This is a genomic window from Streptomyces sp. H51 (assembly GCF_035656535.1).
Lineage (GTDB): Bacteria > Actinomycetota > Actinomycetes > Streptomycetales > Streptomycetaceae > Streptomyces.
Window position 1 is genome coordinate 109,511 of record NZ_JAYMHD010000020.1, and the last position, 18,631, is coordinate 128,141.

The following is an 18,631-nucleotide window of genomic DNA, read 5'->3' on the forward strand; positions in this document are numbered from 1 at the left end:
GCACCGGGACATGGGAAGGCGCCCTGGTCGTCGGCCCGTGGGGGGACCGGCGCCAGGGCGCCTTCTGCCTTTGTCCTGTCCGGCTCGCCCGCGGGCGAGCTCAGCCGGTGTCGGGAGCCCGACCGCGCTCAGCGCTTCGCGCCCCCGAGCCCTCGACCCGTGGGTCAGCGCTCCTCGACCGGCACGAAGTCGCGCTCGACGATGCCCGTGTAGATCTGGCGCGGGCGGCCGATGCGGGAGCCCGGCTCCTTGATCATCTCGTGCCACTGGGCGATCCAGCCCGGCAGCCGGCCCAGCGCGAACAGGACCGTGAACATCTCGGTCGGGAAGCCCATCGCGCGGTAGATCAGGCCGGTGTAGAAGTCCACGTTGGGGTAGAGGCTGCGCGAGACGAAGTAGTCGTCGGAGAGCGCGTGCTCCTCCAGCTTCAGCGCGATGTCCAGCAGCTCGTCGGACTTGCCGAGGGCGGACAGCACGTCGTGCGCGGCGGCCTTGATGATCTTGGCGCGCGGGTCGAAGTTCTTGTAGACCCGGTGGCCGAAGCCCATCAGCCGGACGCCGTCCTCCTTGTTCTTCACCTTGCGGATGAAGGAGTCGACATCGCCGCCGGCGTCCCGGATGCCTTCCAGCATCTCCAGGACGGACTGGTTGGCGCCGCCGTGCAGCGGGCCCCACAGCGCGTTGATGCCGGCCGAGATCGACGCGAACATGTTGGCCTGCGACGAGCCGACCAGGCGGACCGTGGAGGTCGAACAGTTCTGCTCGTGGTCCGCGTGCAGGATCAGCAGCTTGTCGAGCGCGGAGACCACGGTCGGGTCGAGGTCGTACTCCTGCGCGGGCACGGAGAAGGTCATGCGCAGGAAGTTCTCGACGTAGCCGAGGTCGTTGCGCGGGTAGACGAACGGGTGGCCGATCGACTTCTTGTACGCGTACGCCGCGATCGTCGGAAGCTTGGCGAGCAGGCGGATCGTCGAGAGGTTGCGCTGCTTCTCGTCGAACGGGTTGTGGCTGTCCTGGTAGAACGTGGACAGCGCGGAGACCACCGACGACAGCATGGCCATCGGGTGGGCGTCGCGCGGGAAACCCCGGTAGAAGTTCTTGACGTCCTCGTGCAGCAGGGTGTGCTGCGTGATCTCGTTCTTGAAGGTCGACAGCTCGTCGACGGTCGGGAGCTCGCCGTTGATCAGCAGGTAGGCGACCTCCAGGAAGGTGGAGCGCTCGGCCAGCTGCTCGATCGGGTAGCCGCGGTACCGGAGTATGCCCGCCTCGCCGTCGAGGTAGGTGATCGCGGATTTATAGGCGGCCGTGTTGCCGTAGCCGCTGTCCAGGGTCACCAGACCGGTCTGGGCGCGGAGCTTCCCGATGTCGAAGCCCTTGTCGCCGACGGTGCTGTCGATCACCGGGTAGGTGTACTCGCCGTCGCCGTACCGCAGTACTACAGAGTTGTCGCTCACGTCTTCCCTCACCGACGTAGTGCCTCATCTTCGAGGTTGCCCTGACTGTCTCTACCATCCCCCAATTGGCTCAGGAGAGTGCACTCGGGGTCGACCATCGGGCCTATTGGCGGCACTCAGTGCCGCCAACTTGCTCATCCTGCCCCCTCTGTTGCTCATCCGGAAGTGCTGTGTGACCTAGGCGACTCATTTGATCGATCATTTTTTACGATGTCTCCCCCGGGAGCCCCCTGCGGGGGCCTACAGGGGCCGGGGGGCGAGCCGGAAGTCGAGCGCCGTACAGCGGCGTCCCGCGGACACCGTGCGCACCGCCTGACCGATCGCCTTGCGTGAACCGACGAGGACCACCAGCTTCTTGGCCCGGGTGACCGCCGTATACAAAAGGTTCCGCTGGAGCATCATCCAGGCGCCGGTGGTCACCGGGATCACCACGGCCGGATACTCGCTGCCCTGGGAGCGGTGGATGGTCACCGCGTACGCGTGCGCCAGTTCGTCCAGCTCGTCGAATTCGTACGGAACCTCCTCGTCCTCGTCCGTCAGCACCGTCAGGCGCTGGTCGACCGGGTCCAGCGAGGTGACCACGCCCACGGTGCCGTTGAAGACACCGTTGCTGCCCTTCTCGTAATTGTTGCGAATCTGGGTGACCTTGTCGCCGACACGGAAGACCCGGCCGCCGAAACGCTTCTCGGGCAGATCGGGACGGCCCGGGGTGATGGCCTGCTGGAGCAGCCCGTTGAGCGTGCCGGCGCCGGCCGGCCCGCGGTGCATCGGCGCGAGCACCTGGATGTCCCGGCGCGGGTCGAGGCCGAACCTGGCCGGGATCCGCCGGGCCGCCACGTCCACCGTGAGCCGTCCGGCCTCCTCGGTGTCGTCCTCGACGAAGAGGAAGAAGTCCTTCATGCCGTCGGTCACCGGGTGCTGCCCGGCGTTGATCCGGTGCGCGTTGGTGACCACGCCGGACTGCTGGGCCTGCCGGAACACGCGCGTGAGCCGGACGGCGGGGACGGGACCGCCCTCGGCGAGCAGATCGCGCAGCACCTCGCCGGCGCCCACGCTGGGCAGCTGGTCGACGTCCCCGACGAACAGCAGGTGGGCACCCGGCGGCACCGCCTTGACCAGCTTGTTCGCCAGCAGCAGATCCAGCATGGAGGCCTCGTCGACCACGACCAGGTCGGCCTGCAGGGGACGGTCCCGGTCGTAGGCCGCGTCGCCGCCGGGCTTCAGCTCCAGCAGGCGGTGGACGGTGGAGGCCTCGGCGCCGGTGAGTTCGGCCAGCCGCTTGGCGGCCCGGCCGGTGGGAGCGGCCAGCACCACCCGGGCCTTCTTGGCGCGGGCCAGCTCCACGATCGAGCGGACCGTGAAGGACTTGCCGCAGCCGGGACCGCCGGTGAGCACGGCGACCTTCTCGGTCAGCGCCAGCTTGACGGCGGCCTCCTGCTCGGGGGCGAGGTCCGCGCCGGTGCGGCCCCGCAGCCAGCCCAGCGCCTTGTCCCAGGCCACCTCGCGGAAGCCCGGCATCCGGTCCTCGTCGGTGCGCAGCAGGCGCAACAGCTGTGCGGAGAGGGAGAGTTCGGCGCGGTGGAAGGGGACGAGATAAATCGCGGTGACGGGCTCCCCGCCGTCCGGTCCGGGCACCTTCTCCCGTACGACGCCGGGGTCCTCCCCCTCCTCCGGGGGCGCCGCCAGCTCGGCGAGGCACTCGATGACCAGGCCCGTGTCGACCTGCAGCAGCTTCACCGCGTCCGCGATCAGCCGCTCCTCGGGCAGGTAGCAGTTGCCCTGGTCGGTGGCCTGCGACAGCGCGTACTGCAGGCCGGCCTTGACGCGCTCCGGACTGTCGTGCGGGATGCCGACGGACTGGGCGATCTTGTCGGCGGTCAGGAAGCCGATGCCCCAGACGTCGGCCGCGAGCCGGTAGGGCTGGTTCTTCACGACGGAGATGGAGGCGTCGCCGTACTTCTTGTAGATGCGCACCGCGATGGACGTCGAGACCTCGACCGTCTGGAGGAAGAGCATGACCTCCTTGATGGCCTTCTGTTCCTCCCAGGCCTCGGCGATCTTCCTGGTGCGCTTGGGGCCGAGCCCGGGCACCTCGATCAGGCGCTTCGGCTCCTCTTCGATGATCTTCAGGGTGTCGGTGCCGAAGTGCTGGGTGATGCGGTCGGCGAAGACCGGTCCGATGCCCTTGACCAGGCCGGAGCCCAGGTAGCGGCGGATGCCCTGGACGGTGGCCGGCAGCACCGTCGTGTAGTTCTCGACCGTGAACTGCTTGCCGTACTGGGGGTGGGAGCCCCAGCGGCCCTCCATCCGCAACGACTCGCCGACCTGGGCGCCCAGCAGCGCGCCGACGACCGTGAGCAGGTCGCCCGCGCCGCGGCCGGTGTCGACCCGGGCCACCGTGTAGCCGTTCTCCTCGTTGGCGTACGTGATGCGCTCGAGGACACCCTCGAGCACGGCCGTGCGCCGCTCCCCCGGTCCGGAGGCACTCCCCGCCTGATTGGACATGATCCGACGCTACCGCCGCGCTCTGACATCACGATCCGGTCTCGGGCCCCTGCGTCCCGCGGTGCGGCCCGTGGCTCCCGGTGAAGGTGGTCCCGAAGGACTCCGGAGGACGCCGAAGGACCCCGAAGAACGAGGATCACGGGACGAGGACGGCGGGACGGAACCCTCATGTACGACTACGACCTGCTGGTCGTGGGGTCGGCCAACGCCGACCTGGTGATCGAAGTCGAGCGCCGGCCGGGCGCCGGGGAGACCGTGCTCGGCTCCGACCTGGCCGTGCACCCGGGCGGCAAGGACGCGAACCAGGCGGTCGCGGCGGCCCGCCTCGGAGCCCGTACGGTCCTGCTGGCCCGGGTCGGCGACGACGCCCACGGCCGGCTGCTGCTGGACTCGCAGCGGGCGGCCGGGGTCGACACGGTGGGCGTGCTGGTGGGCGGGCACCGACCGGGGTCGCGCTGATCACGGTGGACCCGTCGGGGGACAACAGCATCGTGGTCTCGCCGGGCGCGAACGGCCGGCTGACCCCGAGGACGTCCGGACGGCCGCGAGCCTCTTCCAGGCCGCGCGGGTGGTCTCCACCCAGTTGGAGATCCCGCTGGAGACGGTCGTGGCGGTGGTCCGCAACCTGGCGCCGGGCAGCCGTTTCGCGCTGAACCCGTCCCCGCCGCGGCCGCTGCCGGGCGAGGTGCTGGCGGCCTGCGACCCGCTCATCGTCGACGAGCACGAGGCCAGGGTGATCCTGGGCGACGCGTGCGTGAGCGACCGGCCGGAGGACCGGGCGCGGTTGCTGCTCGCGAAGGGCCCGCGATCGGTGGTGGTGACGCTGGGCGCGCGGGGCGCCCTGGTGGCGTCCCCGGCGGGCGTCGGCCGCGTCCCGCCGGTGCGGGTCGACGCGGTGGACACCACGGGCGCGGGCGACGCGTTCACGGCGGCGCCGGCCTACCGGCTGGGAACCGGCGCGCCCCTGCCGGAGGCGGCGGAGTACGCGGCCCGGGTGGGCGCGGTGGCGGTCACCCGGCGGGGAGCCCAGGAGTCGTTCCCGACGGCTACGGAGGTCGAGGAGCTGTGAGACGCGCCCGCTGACCCGCGATGCCATGGCGCTGCGCTGCGCTGCCCGGACATGCTTCGAGGGGGCCCGGCCCGTCGGCCGGGCCCCCTCGTCTTCCCCTCCCGTCAGAACCCCCGCGATCCCCCCGGATCCCCGCCCGGAAGCCCTGATGCCACGTACGACCCGCGAGGCGGGGGGAGGGTTGCACGGATGCGCGGAATTCCTTCCCGGCCCGGCGGACGCCCGCCCCCTGTCGGCGGAACGGTGCGGTGATCACGTCGCGGAGATGTCCGGATCCTGCCACACCACGATCAACCGCGTTGCGTGTGCAACCTGTTGTGATGCAACATGCGCGAACGCGCTGTGATTGTCTGGTTGTTACGTGATGCACGGGGGTGGGCACGTGAAGTTCGACATGGGGTCGACGACCCTGTCGGAGCTCGGCAGGAGCACGGTCGGTTCCAGTGACGACCTGGGCACGTTGATCCGGTGGCTGATCCAGGCGGCGGAGCCGCTGGAGGGCAAGTTCAACGGGTCCGGCAAGGTCGCCTTCGACTCGTTCAAGGCCAGGGCGGACGAGATCACCAACGCGCTGAACAGCTCGCTCGGCGCGATCCTCGGCGGTCAGAGCGGTATGGACACCGCCTTCGGCACCGGTGACGTCGAGACCCGGGACAACGCCACCAAGAACATGGGCGCGGCCAACTTCGACGCCGCCCGCTTCGGCGGCCGGTAGACGCGGCCGACAGGAAACAGGGGGATTGTGACGATGGGTCAGAGTCAGGACCGCCGCTCGTACGACACCGGCGCCTCCAGCGAGGTGCAGGGCAGCCTGCAGGGCATCATCGGCCAGCTGGAGCGGGTGCTGTCCGACCGTGACCGTGCGGTGAAGGCCGCGATGGCCGACTTCCAGGCCGACGGCGTCTCGGACGAGTACCACGGCAAGGAGGTCCGCTGGAACCACGCCGCGACCGAGGTGCGCAACATCATCCACCTCGTCCGCACCACGCTCGAGGAGAACGACGGGACCGCGCAGTCGACGATGGCCAAGGCGCGGGCGGCGGTCGACAACATCGGTTGACCCGGATGCGTCATGGCGACGATGTGCCAGGGCGACGGTAACGGCGACGGCGACGGCGACGGCAAGTGCCTGAACTTCACGGGGGATCCACATGACGGGGTGGGACATCTCGCCCTCGGGCGTGCAGCACGTCCTGAACGAGACGGGGAAGGCCGCCGAGGGGCTCTCGAACACCGGCAAGGCGCTCGGTGAGACGCTGCCGAGCGCGGCGAAGTCCGCCGGCACGATCCAGCAGGGCGGTGTCGAGAAGAGCGGGGTGCAGGGGCCGGTCGCGGCGGCGCTGGGTGAGTTCTTCGAGGCGTACCAGAAGGACCTGACGTACGTGGCGGTGCGCACGTCGAACTCCCTGAGCGGTGCGGCCACCGCCACCAGCGAATACATCAAGGGCGATCTGGAGATGGCCGCGAAGGCGCAGGCGAACGCGCTGAAGGAGCCCAAGATCGACCTGCCCGGAGCCGAGGGACCGCAGGGGGGTCAGTGAGCGCCGACCTCATCGATCCGCAGAACATCCCGCAGTTCACCGGCGACCTGGAGCAGCTGAGCACCGACGCCCTGCTGCTGACCGCGGAGGCGTCCGCCTTCCGGTTCGCCGGGGCGGACGTGCACGCCAAGTTCCAGGGCCTGTCAGCGTGTTATTCGGCCCCGGAGGCGGAGCAGCTCTTCGCGACGACCGCTCCCGTCGCGGCCAAGGCCGACCGGTTCGCCGACGACCTGGAGAAGGTGGGCGCGGCGCTGAGCGCCTACGAGGCGGAGATCCAGCCGCTGGTGGCCAAGCTCAGGAGTCTCAAGGCACGGGCGGAGACCTTCCGGGCGGACATCGCGGGCGACGACCACTGGCGTGAGGACGACGACAACGTCCAGCTCAACAACGACCTGGTGCACGACGTCAACGCCGCGACCGCGGCCTTCTGGCAGGCCGAGATCACCTGCCACAACAAGATCACGGCGCTGGTGCACGGCTCGACGCTGATCGTGGAGGACGGCGCGCAGAAGCGTCTCCTCGAGCGGGGCACGTCCACCTACGGCTTCACCGAGGATCTCCTCGACTCCTCCGACGAACTGCCCTGGGGCAGGACGGTCGAGAAGGAGCGGCACGGCCTGGACTGGCTGGGCCACCAGGTCGTGGAGTTCGGCAAGGGCTTCTTCGTCGACGGCGTGTGGGGCACGATCCGCGGGCTCGGCACGCTGGTCGGCTTCGACGGCCTGGACGCGATGGGCGAGGCCTGGAAGGGGCTCGGCAAGCTCGTGACCGGCCTCGGGATCACGCTCTCGCCGCTCGGGGCGGCGTACTGGCTGCTGCCCGACGACAAACTGCCCGCCTACCTGCGCGACTCCCGGCGGACGGTGACCGAGGCCGGCAAGGCGCTGATCGCCTACGACGAGTGGGGCGGGAACCCGGCGCGGGCCGGCGGCGCGGTCACCTTCAACGTGCTGACGACCGTCTTCACCGGCGGCGCGGGCACCGCGGCCAAGGGCGGCGCCGTCGCGCGGACGATCGGCGCGCTCGGCAGAGCGAGCCGGCTGGTCGACCCGATGACGTACATCGGCAAGGCGGCGAAGTTCGGCACGGTCAAGGTGGCCGACCTGTTCGGCAGCCTGAAGAACCTGCGGACCGGCGCGTACACCGACGTCCTCTCGGGCGCGGGGAGGCTCCAGCCGGACGGCAGCGTGCTGAGGATCGCCGACGACGTGCCGGTCGTGGTCGGCAGCCACATCGAGTGGCCGGACGGAACACGCCTGAACCTGGACGACGGCTCGGTCATCAGACCGGACGGCACCCGGGCGACGGCCACGGTGGAACTCTCGGCGGCGGACCGGGCGATGCTGGAACACACCCTGCCGCACGGGGAGGCGGTGCCGGTGGGGGCCGGGGGCAGCGCCGCGGTCCATGCCGGGGGCGAGGCGGCAGCACGCCCGCTCGGCGACGGCACCTCAGGGCACGGCGGCGGACGCTCCGCCCCGCATGCCGGCGAGCAGGCAGGCCGACACGACGCCGACGCGTTGCCGGCGCGCGGCTCCGAAGGCCACAGCTCCGACACCGGCGCCGGGCGCCAGGGCGATCACGGCGGTGCGCAGCACGGCAGAGCAGAAGGCGGTCACGGGGGCGGCAGTACGGACGACTCCGGCCATACAGGGGACGACGCAACAGGCGCCATACGCCATCCCGGCCAGGATGCTGCGGGCCGGCAGACGAGCCCGGAGCGGCCAGCCTTCATGCAGGAAGGCCCGAACCCCTACGGACCTCGGGGAAGGCTCACTCCCGCGCAGATCAAGGAGATACAGGTCTACCGCGCCAATAATGAGCCCGGATACTTCGCAAAGTACTACATGACCGACGGCCGGCGGCTGAACACAAAGATCACGGATGAGAGCGGCTTCGCGCCTGTTCAGCTGGATGTAGACCCAGTGACGCGCGTGAAGACAGCAGCCTCGGACGCCCCACCGCCCATTCCGGAGAAGTACGTCCATGGCGCCGAAATAAATCGGGCGCGGAATCAGGTACTGAGTGACGACACACTCCGCACGTTGGATGATGCGGCAGGCCGCCGACGGAGTTCCATCGACTATTCAATGAGTGCCGACCGTCACAGAGGGCTGCTCGCGGGAACGGCGGACGACCTGGCTCTGCGAGAGGTCGGAAATGAATACAAAGCCGCAATGACTGAACGCACCAGAGCCGCTGAATCCTTTGGCGAGGCGGTAGCGGAGCATCAGGCGATCCCTGAGTTGTACCCAAACTCCACCAGAGAGACACTGTACGGACCGGCCAACGGCAACGATCAGTTCGACCAGGTTTGGCGCCGCACCGACGGCGGGTTTGCCGTCGTAGAAGCAAAGTCCAACGTCACCACGGACCTCGGCTCCCGCCGAATACCTCCGGAGGATGGCGGCGGGAGAGCCATGCAAGGGACCCGTGAATACTTTCTGGACATCCTCCGGGAAATGCGACTTCGGGGCCGCGAGCACCCCAGCGAGGATATTCTGGCGGATGAACTCGAACAGGCCCTTGCTGAAGGCAAGGTCGACTACATACTCGTCAAGGGCAAGGTCGACGGCGCCAAGTACGCTGGCTACGAAATGTACAAGTTCGACATCGGGTAACGGGAGCATTCAGTGACGGTGAGGGTGGCTCGGCATGGCAGCCCGGGACCTGACGACCAGGCGTACGCGCAGAGGCTGGGCGAGAGCCTTGCCCGGTCCGTCGCGTCCCTCGAGCAGTCGCCGCGCATGTTCGACCTCGCGTTGAGCAAGGCGATGACCCATGTGCAGGCCCGCCTGGCGGTCAATCCCGACGCGTCGGAATTGGCCACCTGGGAGGCCGTTGTCACAGCCATGCAGGTGAGTACCGCGATGTTCGCAGCCGCCGGCCGGACCGATGGGGTCGTGGAGTGCCGGATCAGTGACCGCATGCGAGCGATTCCGGCGACCGGTCCACAGCCTTACGTCAAGGCGGGCAACTGGCTCACGGCCTTCTGGCTTTCCGTCGTATGCCGTGAGCAGAACCGGATGACCCAGTTGTGCAACGTCCCGATCGATACGCTGCGCGCATCGGGAACCGAATACGACGAGTACGTCTACCACTGGATCGACGCGCTCCAGTCCTACTGGCTGGAGCGCCCGGGGTTGGGTGAGAAGTTGGTCGCCGCCATTCAGGCGTCCGCCCCGGAGATCGCTCGAATCGCCGACCGGGACCTCCTGGACAAGATCCTTTACCAGCCGATCAGTCTCTTCCACCAGTTCCTGCGGAAAGACCGCGCCGGGTTCAATCAGGCTCTGGTCGAAGCGCTGCAACTCCACAAGGCGTTCTGGACTGCGACGCAGGACCGGGAGCGAACCGTAGAAGGCTACCTCGCACTGGGGCCGCTCGCCATTGCCTGCCTCGCCTACGACGCCGGCCTCCCGATCGAGGTGGAGTCCGACTACCTCCCCAGTGAGTTGCTGAATCGGGCCTGGCTCGGGGAGTTCCCCACGTGACAGCCCAGGACTACGACAGTCAGTTGCTGGAGTCGGTGTCGGTGAGGCGCCGGCGGTTGCGGGACGCTCTGCTCTTCGGTGCCCAGCGGCAACGGCGTTCCGTCGACGAGCGGGTGGGGAAGGTGTTCGCCGGAGTGGTGATCGCGGCCGTGTTGTGCGCCGGGTGTGTGGGGTGGTCGTTCGTGTCGCACCGGGTGGTCGGGAAGAGCCCGTACGGCGGGTCCGTGCAGTCGTCCGTGCCCTCGGGCAGCCCTTCCGCCCGGTGATAGGTTCGAACACGTGATGTCTGCGGGGGCGTTGAGTCATACGGCGGCCGGTGGGACCGCGGTCGTCCTCAGCCGCGTCACCCTGGTCGGTGAGCGGCGTCGTATCGATCTGGTGTTGCCGGCGCGGGAGCCGGTCGGGCTGCTGCTGCCGGAGATTCTGCGGCTGCTGGACGACCGGGTGGGTGAGCGTCCCGAGCCCCGGCATCTCGTGACCCCGGACGGGTCCGCGCTCGACCACGACAGCACCCTGGAGTCCGCGGGCGTCCGCGACGGCGCCGTGCTGCGGCTGGTGCGGGCCGAGGACGCGCCCTCGGCGCCCGTCGTGCACGACGTGAGCGACGAGGTCGCCGAGGACCTGGGCGGCCGGGCGTGGCGGTGGGGACCGCGGGCGCGGCGGGTCACCGCGGGGCTCGCCACCGTGGGGTGGGTGGGCGCCGCCGGCCTGTTCGCGCGGAACGCCTACCCGCCGGACACCGTCGCCGGTGCGCTGCTCGTCCCGGCCGCGGTCGCCGCGCTCGCCGGGGGCCTGCTCGGGCGGGCCGGGCGGCGCGGGATCGCCGCCACCCTCGTCTGCGCCGCCGGAGTGCTGGGCGTTCTCGGTGCGTTCGCTCTCGCCGACGCTCAGGGCTGGCCGGGCGCGCTGCGGGTCGCGGGCGTGTCCGCGGTGGCGGCGGCGACCCTGGTGCTGCTCGGTCTGTGCACGCCGTTGGGGCGCGGCGCGGTGGTCGGGGCCGGTGCGGTGGCCGTCACCGTGCTCGGCTGGGAGGCCGTCGCCGCCGTGCAGAGCGGCGCGGAGACGGCCGGACAGCAGGCCAGGACGGGGGCCGTGCTCGCCGTCGCCTCCGTGGTGGTGCTGGGGCTGTTGCCGCGGCTCGCCCTCATGGCGTCCGGGCTGTCGGGGCTCGACGACCGGCGGTCGGGCGGGGTGTCGGTGAGCCGGCACCAGGTCTCCGCGGCCCTGGCGGCAGCGCATCGCGGGCTGGTGCTCGCCACGGTGGTCCTGACCGGGTCGGCGACGGTCGCGGGCGTGTGGGCGTTGCGCGAGCCCTCGGTGTGGACGGTGCTGCTCGCCGTCGTCACGGCCGTGGTGCTGGCTCTCCGGGCCCGGGCGTTTCCCCTGGTCGGCGAGGTGGTGGTGCTGCTCGCGGGCGGCGCGGTGGTGGCCGTACGGCTGGTGTCGGTGTGGTCGGAGCGGTCCGGCACGGCGGGGACGCCGCTGATCGTGCTCGCGGCGCTGGCCGTGCTGCCGTTGGCCGTCCTCGTCGTCCAGCCGTCCGAACACGTGCGGGTGCGGCTGCGGCGGGCGGGCGACCTGCTCGAGTCCGTCGGCGTCATCGCGCTGCTCCCGCTGCTCATCGGGGTCTTCGGCGTGTACGGGCGTCTGCTCGGCACCTTCGCTTGAGGGAGCGGGACGGCATGGCGCAGGGGGAGCAGAGGTCGGGGCACGAGGGCGGAGGCGCAGGGGACTGGCAGCAGGATGTGCTGCGGGAGTTGGGGCAGGGGGCGGCTCCGGCCCGCGGCGCCGGCGAGCCGGCCCTGCGCCTCGTCCACTCGGCCCGGCCCGAACCCCGGCAGCCGGAACCCGAGCCCACCCCGCCCACCGGGCATCGCCGGCCGGAACCGCACCCCGCCCCGCCCGTCGAGCGCCGGCAACCGGATCCCGGGGCCGCTCCGCCCGCCGATCCCCGCACGCCCGCGCCCGTCCCCGCGCCCGGCCCCCCGGCCGGCCCCCGGCAGCCCTCCCCCGCGCCGGAGTCGGCTCCCGCCGTCCCCGCGCCGGAGTCCGTGCCCACGGTCGACCCCCGCCTCGCCATAGCCCTCGGCCGCCCCCGGCACGGCGACTCGCTCGGCCGCCGCACCGGCCGCTCGCTGCGCGGGCTGGCCTCCTCCGTCTCCCAGGACGTGGCCGAACAGACCCGTCTCGCCGAGGAGTTGCAGCAGCCGGTCACCACCGGGCGGATCATCGCTGTCACCTCCATCCGCGGAGGTGTCGGAAAGTCCACGGTCGCCGCGCTGCTCGGCCGGGCTTTCAACCACTACCGTCACGATCCGGTCCTCACCCTGGAGGCCGACGCCGCGCTCGGCACGCTGGCGGTGCGGATGGGCGCGGAGTCGGTGCGGTGGTCGTGCGTCGACCTGGCGCGGATCCTGACCCCCGCCATGCGGTTGACCGACGTCACCGGCTACCTGGTGCCCGTGTCCGACGGCGGCTGGCTGCTGCCCGCGAGCCAGGGCCGGGTGGGCGCCCCCTTGGACGTACCGACGTACCGCAGGGTGACGCTCGCGCTGCGGCGGTACTTCGCGGTGACGGTGGTCGACTGCGAGACGCTGCCCGGCGAGGTGGCCCGCACCGCGATGGACACCGCCCACGCCAGGGTGATCGTCGCGCCCACGACCGCGGAGGGCGTCGGCGGCACCCGTCAGGTGCTGGACTGGCTGGCCGGGCTGCCGCACTCGGCCCTGGCGACCACGGTGGTCGCCCTCACCGCGAACACGCCCGACACGCGGCTGGACGTGAAGACGGCCACCGCGCACCTGAAGGAGACCGGCGCCACCGTCGTCGTCCTGCCGTACGACCGCCACCTCGCCGGCGGCGGACCCATCCGTACGGATCTGCTCGGCCGTACCACCCGGGACGCGGCGCTCGGGCTGGCGGCCGAGGCGATGCGCCGGGCGGTGCGGGTCCGGTGACACCGCGCCCGCCCGCCCCTCCTGCCCTCCGACGTCGAAAGCCCGGCCCGTGACCCTGCGCCTCGTCCACCGCCCCGCCCGCAGCACCCGCCCGCTGCCGCCCGCACCGCGGCGCACCGTGGAACCTCCGCCCAACCTGCCCGAGGGCAAGCTCGGCAACGCGGCGACGGCGCTGCTCCCGATGGCCGGGGTCATGGGGTCGGTGATCATGATGACGGTCGTCCGCAACAGCCAGTTCGCGGTGCTCGGCGCGGTCGTCCTGGTCTTCGCGCTGCTCGGTGCGGTGGCGCTGTTCCTGTCGCAGCGCGGCAAGGCGCAGCGCACCCGGCGGGTGCAGCGGGAGCGGTACCTGGAGTACCTGGAGGAGCTGCGGGAGGAGCTGGGCGCGGCCGAACGGGAGCGACGGCGCGCGGCACGCGAGGTGAACCCCCCGCCCGAGGCGTTGTACGACGTGGTGCGGGACCCGGCCCGGCTGTGGGAGCGCCGCCGCCAGGACGCCGACTTCCTGCACCCGCGGCTGGGCACCGGCGAGGTGCCCGCCCAGGAGGTGACGATCGGCCAGAGCGGAGCGGGCGGGGTGCTGACGCCTCCGGATCCGTTCATGCTCAACGAGGCCCGCGCGCTGCAGAGCCGCTTCGCCGCCGCCCCCGACTTCCCGCTCACCGTTCCGCTGGACCGGGCCGGGAACGTGAGTGTCGTCGGCGACCGGGAAGGCGTCCTGCGGGTGGCGCGCGCCCTGCTCGTGCAGACAGCGGTGGCGCACGCGCCCGACGACCTGGCCGTCGGTCTCGCGGTGCCCGGCGACCGGCTCGCGGAGTGGGAATGGGCCAAGTGGCTGCCCCACGTCCTCGACTCCCAGGAGTACGACGGTCCCGTCGCCGCCCGGCGGATCGCGCCGAGCCTGCCGCAGCTCGGCCACCGGTTCCGGCACGAGCTGGGGCGGCGGGCGGGCTACGCGGCCGAGGTGCGGCGCGGCCTCGCCGACCGGGACGCGCTGCGGGCGACGTCCCGGCTGCTCGTCGTCCACGACTCCTACGGTGAGCCGGCCGCCGAGCTGCCCGGCCCGGACTCGGCGGTCGGCCTGCCGGACCTGGGCGTCACGGTGCTGCACCTGCTGGAGCGGCAGGTGCACGAACCCGATCAGGTGAGCGTGCGCATCAGCGTCGACGGCGACCAGGTGGTCGTGGACGACCTGGGCGGAAGCAGTGCGCGGGGCACCGCCGACGCCGTGACCGCGGCCGGGGCGGAGGGGATCGCCCGCATGCTGGCCCCGCTGCGGCTGTCCGCGGAGTCGGCCGCCGAGGGCACGCCGGTCACCGGAACGGTCGGCTTCCCGGCCCTGCTCGGCGTCGACGACCCGGCCGCCCTCGACCTGGAGCGGCTGTGGGCGCCGCGCGGCGAACGGGACTTCCTGCGCGTGCCGATCGGCGTGACGGACCGTCACGAGCCGGTACTGCTGGACCTGAAGGAGTCCTCACAGCTCGGCATGGGACCGCACGGGCTGTGCGTCGGCGCCACCGGCTCCGGCAAGAGCGAACTGCTGCGCACGCTGGTGCTCGCGCTGACGGCCACCCACTCCCCCGAGGACCTCGCCCTGGTCCTCGTCGACTACAAGGGCGGCGCGACCTTCGCCCCCTTCACCGGACTTCCGCACGTGGCCGGCGTGATCACCAACCTGGAGAACCAGGCCGGCCTCGTCGAACGCGTCCACACCAGCCTGGCCGGCGAGGTCAAGCGCCGCCAGCAGGTGCTCAAGGACGCGGGCAGCGTCGCCGACATCGGCCACTACGCCGCCCTGCGTGCCGCCGGGCGCCCCGAACTGGAGCCCCTCCCCCACCTCTTCGTGGTCATCGACGAGTTCGGCGAACTGATCACCGCGAAACCGGACTTCATCGACCTGTTCCTGTCCATCGGCCGCATCGGACGCTCCATCGGCGTGCATCTGCTGCTGTCCAGCCAGCGCATCGAGGGCGGCAGGCTCAAGGGCCTCGACACCTATCTGTCGTACCGGCTGGGTCTGCGCACCTTCTCCGCCGACGAGTCCCGCACGGTCCTCGACACCACCGACGCCTTCCACCTGCCGCCGCTGCCCGGGTTCGGCTACCTGAAGGTGGACACCTCCACCTACCAGCGGTTCAAGGCAGGTTACGTCTCCGGCGCCCATCACGGCCCCGAGCGGCACCCGGAGGACGGCGACCAGCCGCTCGCCCTGCCCTACCCGGCCTACAGCCCGGAGCGGACGTCCGACGCCGTGGCCGACGAGCCGGTCGCCACCAAGCGCGAGACCGGACCCACCGTCCTGTCCGTGGTGGTCGGTCAACTCGCCACGGCGGCACCCCCGGTCCGCCGGATCTGGCTGCCGCCGCTGCCGGACGCCGTCACCCTCGACGCGGCCGCCGGCCCGGTGCGGGTCTCCGAGCGCGGACTGCACCTGGCGGGCGCCGCGGGCGGGATGCGCCCGCCGCTCGGGGTGCTGGACGATCCCGCCCGGCAGTGGCAGGGCGGGTGGCTGCTGGACCTGACGGTGGCGGGCGGGCACGCGGCGGTGATCGGCGGCCCGCAGTCCGGCAAGACGACACTGCTGCGCACGCTCGTCCTCTCGCTCGCCCTCACCCACACCCCGGACGACGTCGCCGTCTACGGACTCGACCTGGCCGGCGGCGGCCTGTCCGTGCTGACCGGGCTGCCGCACGTCGGCGGGGTCGCCGGACGGGCCGACCACGAGCGGGCCGCCCGCACCGTCGCCGAGGTGCGCGCCATGCTGACGCACCGCGAGGCGGTGTTCCGCGAGCACGGGATCGACTCGGTCGACGAACTGCGCCGGCTGCGCGGCCTGGGCCGGCTGCCCGAGCTGGGCGCCACCGACGTCGTCCTGGTGATCGACGGCTTCGGCGCGCTGCGGGACGAGTTCGCCGACCTCGACGACGCGGTGGCCGACCTGCTCAAACGGGGCGGCGGCTACGGCATCCACGTCGTGGCCGGCATGCTGCGCTGGAACGACGTCCGCATCGCCACCCAGTCGATGTTCGGCACCCGCCTCGAACTGCGGCTGAACGACCCCGCGGACTCCTCCGTCGACCGGAAGCTGTCCGAGACCCTGTCCCCGGACACCCCCGGCCGGGTGCTGACCGACGGCAGGCTCTTCGCCCAGGTGGCGCTGCCCCGCGTCGACGGCCGTGCCACCACGGGCGACATGGCGGCCGCGCTGGAGGACGCCGCGCGTACCGTCCGGGCCACCTGGCACGGCGACGTCGCGCGGCCCGTGCGGGTGCTGCCGACCCGTCTGCCCGCGGACCGGCTGCCCTCGCCGGCCGCCGAACCGGCGCGGATCCCCCTCGGTGTCGATCAGGAGACCCTCTCGCCCGTCCCGCTCGACCTGTTCGGTGCCGACCAGCACCTGCTGATCCTCGGCGACAACGAGTGCGGCAAGACGAACCTGCTGAAGCTCGTCGCCACCCAGCTCGTCGAGCGGTACTCCGACCAGGAACTCGTCTTCGGCGTCTTCGACCCGCGCCGCGGCCTGCGCGGCGTGGTTCCCGAGCCGTACCGGGGCGGCTACGCGCACAACGCCAGACTGGCGAACGCCCTGGCCACGGGCATCGCCACCGAGCTGGAGAAGCGCCTGCCGGAGACGGCCGACCCGGACGCACCCGACACCGGCCCCGCCTTCAGCGGACCGCGCATCGTCATCCTGGCCGACGACTACGACATCCTCACCACCGCGGGACAGCAGCCGCTGGCGCCGTTCCTGCCCTACGTCTCCTCGGCCCAGGACATCGGCCTGCACTTCGTCCTCGCCCGGCGCGCGGCCGGCGCCTCCCGCGCGCTGTACGAACCGCTGCTGACCACCCTGCGCGAGACCGGCACGGCGGCTCTGGTCATGACCGGCGACCGTACCGAGGGACAGCTCTTTCCCGGCCTGTACGCCTCCCAGCAGCCGCCGGGGCGCGGCACCCTGGTCCGCCGCGGCCGCTCCCACCTGCTGGTCCAGACCGCCCTCGCCGCGGAGGGGACCAGGTGACCAAGGACGTCATCGCGCTCACCCGGAAGATGCCCGACACCTGGGCCCTGCTGGCCGGGCTCTACGCGGGCGGCCCCGGCGCGGAGGTGAGCGCCGGAGCCGACGGCGCGGTCCTGCACCTGCGCGGGCCGGACGGCCGGCCGCTGGTGTCCGTGGAGGCGCCGGTCCTGGTCCAGGTACCGGGCGAGGCCGAACGCCTGCTCGGGCGGACGGCTCCGGTGCCGTTCTGGTGGACCGAGGCCCGGGCCTCGACCGCGGCGCCCGAGGCCGAGCGGCTGGCGGGCTCCGTCTGCGGGCGGCTCGCCCTGCTGCTGGACGGCGGCGTGTGGCCCGCGGGAGCGGCGGACACCCGGGTCGTCGACGTCACGGCCGTCGCCGCGCCGGACGACGGTCAGCCCGTCGTGGACGTGCTGACGGACAGCACGGCGGTCGTGCTGGCCGACCGGCCCGTGCTCGCCCTGACACCGTGGCTGTCGGAGGTCTTCCGGACGGCGGCGGCCTCGGGACGGGCCCTGCAGATCGTCACCCCGCCGCAGGTCCGCCTCACCCCCGCCGCCCGTGCGACGCTGCCGCAGGCGCCCAACCGCTGGGTCGTCCAGGATCCGGCGCAGGGCTACTACGACGGCCTGTCCGGGGCGGTACTGCGCTGGCGGGACGGCACGTTCGCACCCGTGGTCACCGCCGACGGCGCGGCCGTGGTCGCGGAGGCGTTCACCAGGACGGAACCGACCGCGGAACGGCAGCTCGTGGTGGCGTTCCGCACCCTGCGGCCGGCCGCCGCCGACCTGGTCCTGGGCCGGGCCCTGGAGACCGCCTGGCGCACGCTGACCGGGGCCGCACCGGCCGGCTGGGGCACCGCCGAACCCGTCAACCTGCCCTGGTCACCACGTCAGTTGACCGATCTGGCGCGCGACCGGGCGCCCGCGCCGACCCATCTGCTCGCCGTCGGACACCCCGGCCGCCCGGCGACGGCCTCGCTGCGGATCTCGCGCACTGAGGGCGGGGTCGAGGAGGACGTCACCCTGACCGTCGGCTACGCAGCGGACGAGGCCCCGCCCACGGACCGGATCGAGTCGCTGGCCGGAGCCCTGGCCGCGGACCACGGACTGGCGACGATGCTCACGTCGCTGCGCCGCGCCCCCCGCGACCTGACCACGCCCCCTCGGTTCCAGGCGCCGCCCACCCCGGTGGCCTTCACCCTCGGGGCGCGTGACGTGCGCGGCATCGGTCTCACCCACGCCCGCCGCCCGCCGGTCGCCGGGCGGCCGGTGCAGCTCGGCCCCGCCTCCGCCCCGGCCCTGCACTACCCGCTCGGGGACGGCACGGACCACGGGGCCTGGACGGAGCTGCGGCTGCTGGACCGGCATCTGCGGGGCGGCGTTCCGGGCGCCTCGTAGGACGCGCCCGGAAGGCCACGCCGACCCGGGACCGCCACGGCATTCCCCGAGCCGCCACGGCGGTCCGGGGCCGCCCGGCACCTCCTCGCCGTCCGGCGCCCCGTCGGCGCCCGGCGCCCCCTCGGCGCCCGGCACCCCTCGGCGCCCCGGCACCCCTCGGCGCCCCGGCACCCCCTCGGCGCCCGGCACCCCT

At 72.2% G+C, this 18,631-nt stretch carries 12 protein-coding genes and 1 pseudogene; 11 read left to right on the forward strand and 2 right to left on the reverse strand.

Features of this window, described 5'->3' with window-relative positions; genetic code table 11:
* Nucleotides 1-164 precede the first annotated feature (164 nt).
* Together VKA29_RS05130 and VKA29_RS05135 are read right to left on the reverse strand one after the other, a co-directional pair.
* On the reverse strand, nt 165-1,454 hold the full coding sequence (locus VKA29_RS05130) for a citrate synthase (RefSeq protein ID WP_324783970.1): 1,290 nt from the start codon (nt 1,452-1,454) through the stop codon (nt 165-167).
* A gap of 240 nt (nt 1,455-1,694) precedes the next feature.
* Nucleotides 1,695-3,959: an ATP-dependent RecD-like DNA helicase gene (locus VKA29_RS05135; RefSeq protein ID WP_324783971.1), complete on the reverse strand. Its 2,265-nt coding sequence runs from the start codon at nt 3,957-3,959 to the stop codon at nt 1,695-1,697.
* Between the two features lie 168 nt (nt 3,960-4,127).
* Here VKA29_RS05135 and VKA29_RS05140 point away from each other — a divergent pair.
* The 11 genes and pseudogenes from VKA29_RS05140 to VKA29_RS05190 all read left to right on the forward strand — a co-directional run bounded on the left by VKA29_RS05140 (nt 4,128) and on the right by VKA29_RS05190 (nt 18,438).
* Nucleotides 4,128-5,028 (forward strand): annotated as a pseudogene (locus VKA29_RS05140) (ribokinase).
* A gap of 382 nt (nt 5,029-5,410) precedes the next feature.
* Nucleotides 5,411-5,743 (forward strand): hypothetical protein, encoded by a 333-nt coding sequence (locus tag VKA29_RS05145; protein WP_324783972.1) that lies wholly within the window; start codon nt 5,411-5,413, stop codon nt 5,741-5,743.
* Between the two features lie 33 nt (nt 5,744-5,776).
* Complete coding sequence (locus VKA29_RS05150) at nt 5,777-6,088, forward strand: pore-forming ESAT-6 family protein (RefSeq protein ID WP_324783973.1); 312 nt, start codon at nt 5,777-5,779, stop codon at nt 6,086-6,088.
* Nucleotides 6,089-6,179: 91 nt separating this feature from the next.
* Nucleotides 6,180-6,569 (forward strand): DUF6507 family protein, encoded by a 390-nt coding sequence (locus VKA29_RS05155; RefSeq protein ID WP_324783974.1) that lies wholly within the window; start codon nt 6,180-6,182, stop codon nt 6,567-6,569.
* Nucleotides 6,566-9,190: a hypothetical protein gene (locus VKA29_RS05160; protein ID WP_324783975.1), complete on the forward strand. Its 2,625-nt coding sequence runs from the start codon at nt 6,566-6,568 to the stop codon at nt 9,188-9,190. The genes VKA29_RS05155 and VKA29_RS05160 overlap by 4 nt, the downstream gene beginning before the upstream one ends.
* A 126-nt stretch (nt 9,191-9,316) precedes the next feature.
* Nucleotides 9,317-10,063 carry an immunity 49 family protein gene (locus VKA29_RS05165; RefSeq protein WP_324783976.1) on the forward strand — a complete coding sequence of 249 codons (747 nt, stop codon included), beginning with the start codon at nt 9,317-9,319 and terminating at the stop codon, nt 10,061-10,063.
* On the forward strand, nt 10,060-10,329 hold the full coding sequence (locus VKA29_RS05170; RefSeq protein WP_324783977.1) for a hypothetical protein: 270 nt from the start codon (nt 10,060-10,062) through the stop codon (nt 10,327-10,329). Before VKA29_RS05165 ends, VKA29_RS05170 begins: the two co-directional genes overlap by 4 nt.
* Before the next feature lie 16 nt (nt 10,330-10,345).
* Nucleotides 10,346-11,731: a type VII secretion integral membrane protein EccD gene (gene eccD / locus VKA29_RS05175; protein WP_324784207.1), complete on the forward strand. Its 1,386-nt coding sequence runs from the start codon at nt 10,346-10,348 to the stop codon at nt 11,729-11,731.
* Nucleotides 11,732-11,745: 14 nt separating this feature from the next.
* Nucleotides 11,746-13,020 carry a hypothetical protein gene (locus tag VKA29_RS05180; RefSeq protein WP_324783978.1) on the forward strand — a complete coding sequence of 425 codons (1,275 nt, stop codon included), beginning with the start codon at nt 11,746-11,748 and terminating at the stop codon, nt 13,018-13,020.
* A 49-nt stretch (nt 13,021-13,069) separates the two neighbouring features.
* Nucleotides 13,070-17,041: a type VII secretion protein EccCa gene (eccCa, locus tag VKA29_RS05185; RefSeq protein WP_324783979.1), complete on the forward strand. Its 3,972-nt coding sequence runs from the start codon at nt 13,070-13,072 to the stop codon at nt 17,039-17,041.
* A complete protein-coding gene (locus tag VKA29_RS05190; RefSeq protein ID WP_324783980.1) occupies nt 17,038-18,438 on the forward strand; it encodes a DUF6177 family protein in 1,401 nt (466 codons plus the stop codon). Before eccCa ends, VKA29_RS05190 begins: the two co-directional genes overlap by 4 nt.
* Nucleotides 18,439-18,631: the final 193 nt, after the last annotated feature.

Excerpts from the sequence above, each read along its gene's own strand:
- VKA29_RS05135 (WP_324783971.1), bottom strand. The coding sequence starts at position 3,959 with ATGTCCAATCAGGCGGGGAGTGCCTCCGGACCGGGGGAGCGGCGCACG.
- VKA29_RS05150 (WP_324783973.1), top strand. The coding sequence starts at position 5,777 with ATGGGTCAGAGTCAGGACCGCCGCTCGTACGACACCGGCGCCTCCAGC.
- VKA29_RS05155 (WP_324783974.1), top strand. The coding sequence starts at position 6,180 with ATGACGGGGTGGGACATCTCGCCCTCGGGCGTGCAGCACGTCCTGAAC.
- VKA29_RS05165 (WP_324783976.1), top strand. The coding sequence starts at position 9,317 with ATGTTCGACCTCGCGTTGAGCAAGGCGATGACCCATGTGCAGGCCCGC.
- eccD (WP_324784207.1), top strand. The coding sequence starts at position 10,346 with ATGTCTGCGGGGGCGTTGAGTCATACGGCGGCCGGTGGGACCGCGGTC.
- VKA29_RS05180 (WP_324783978.1), top strand. The coding sequence starts at position 11,746 with ATGGCGCAGGGGGAGCAGAGGTCGGGGCACGAGGGCGGAGGCGCAGGG.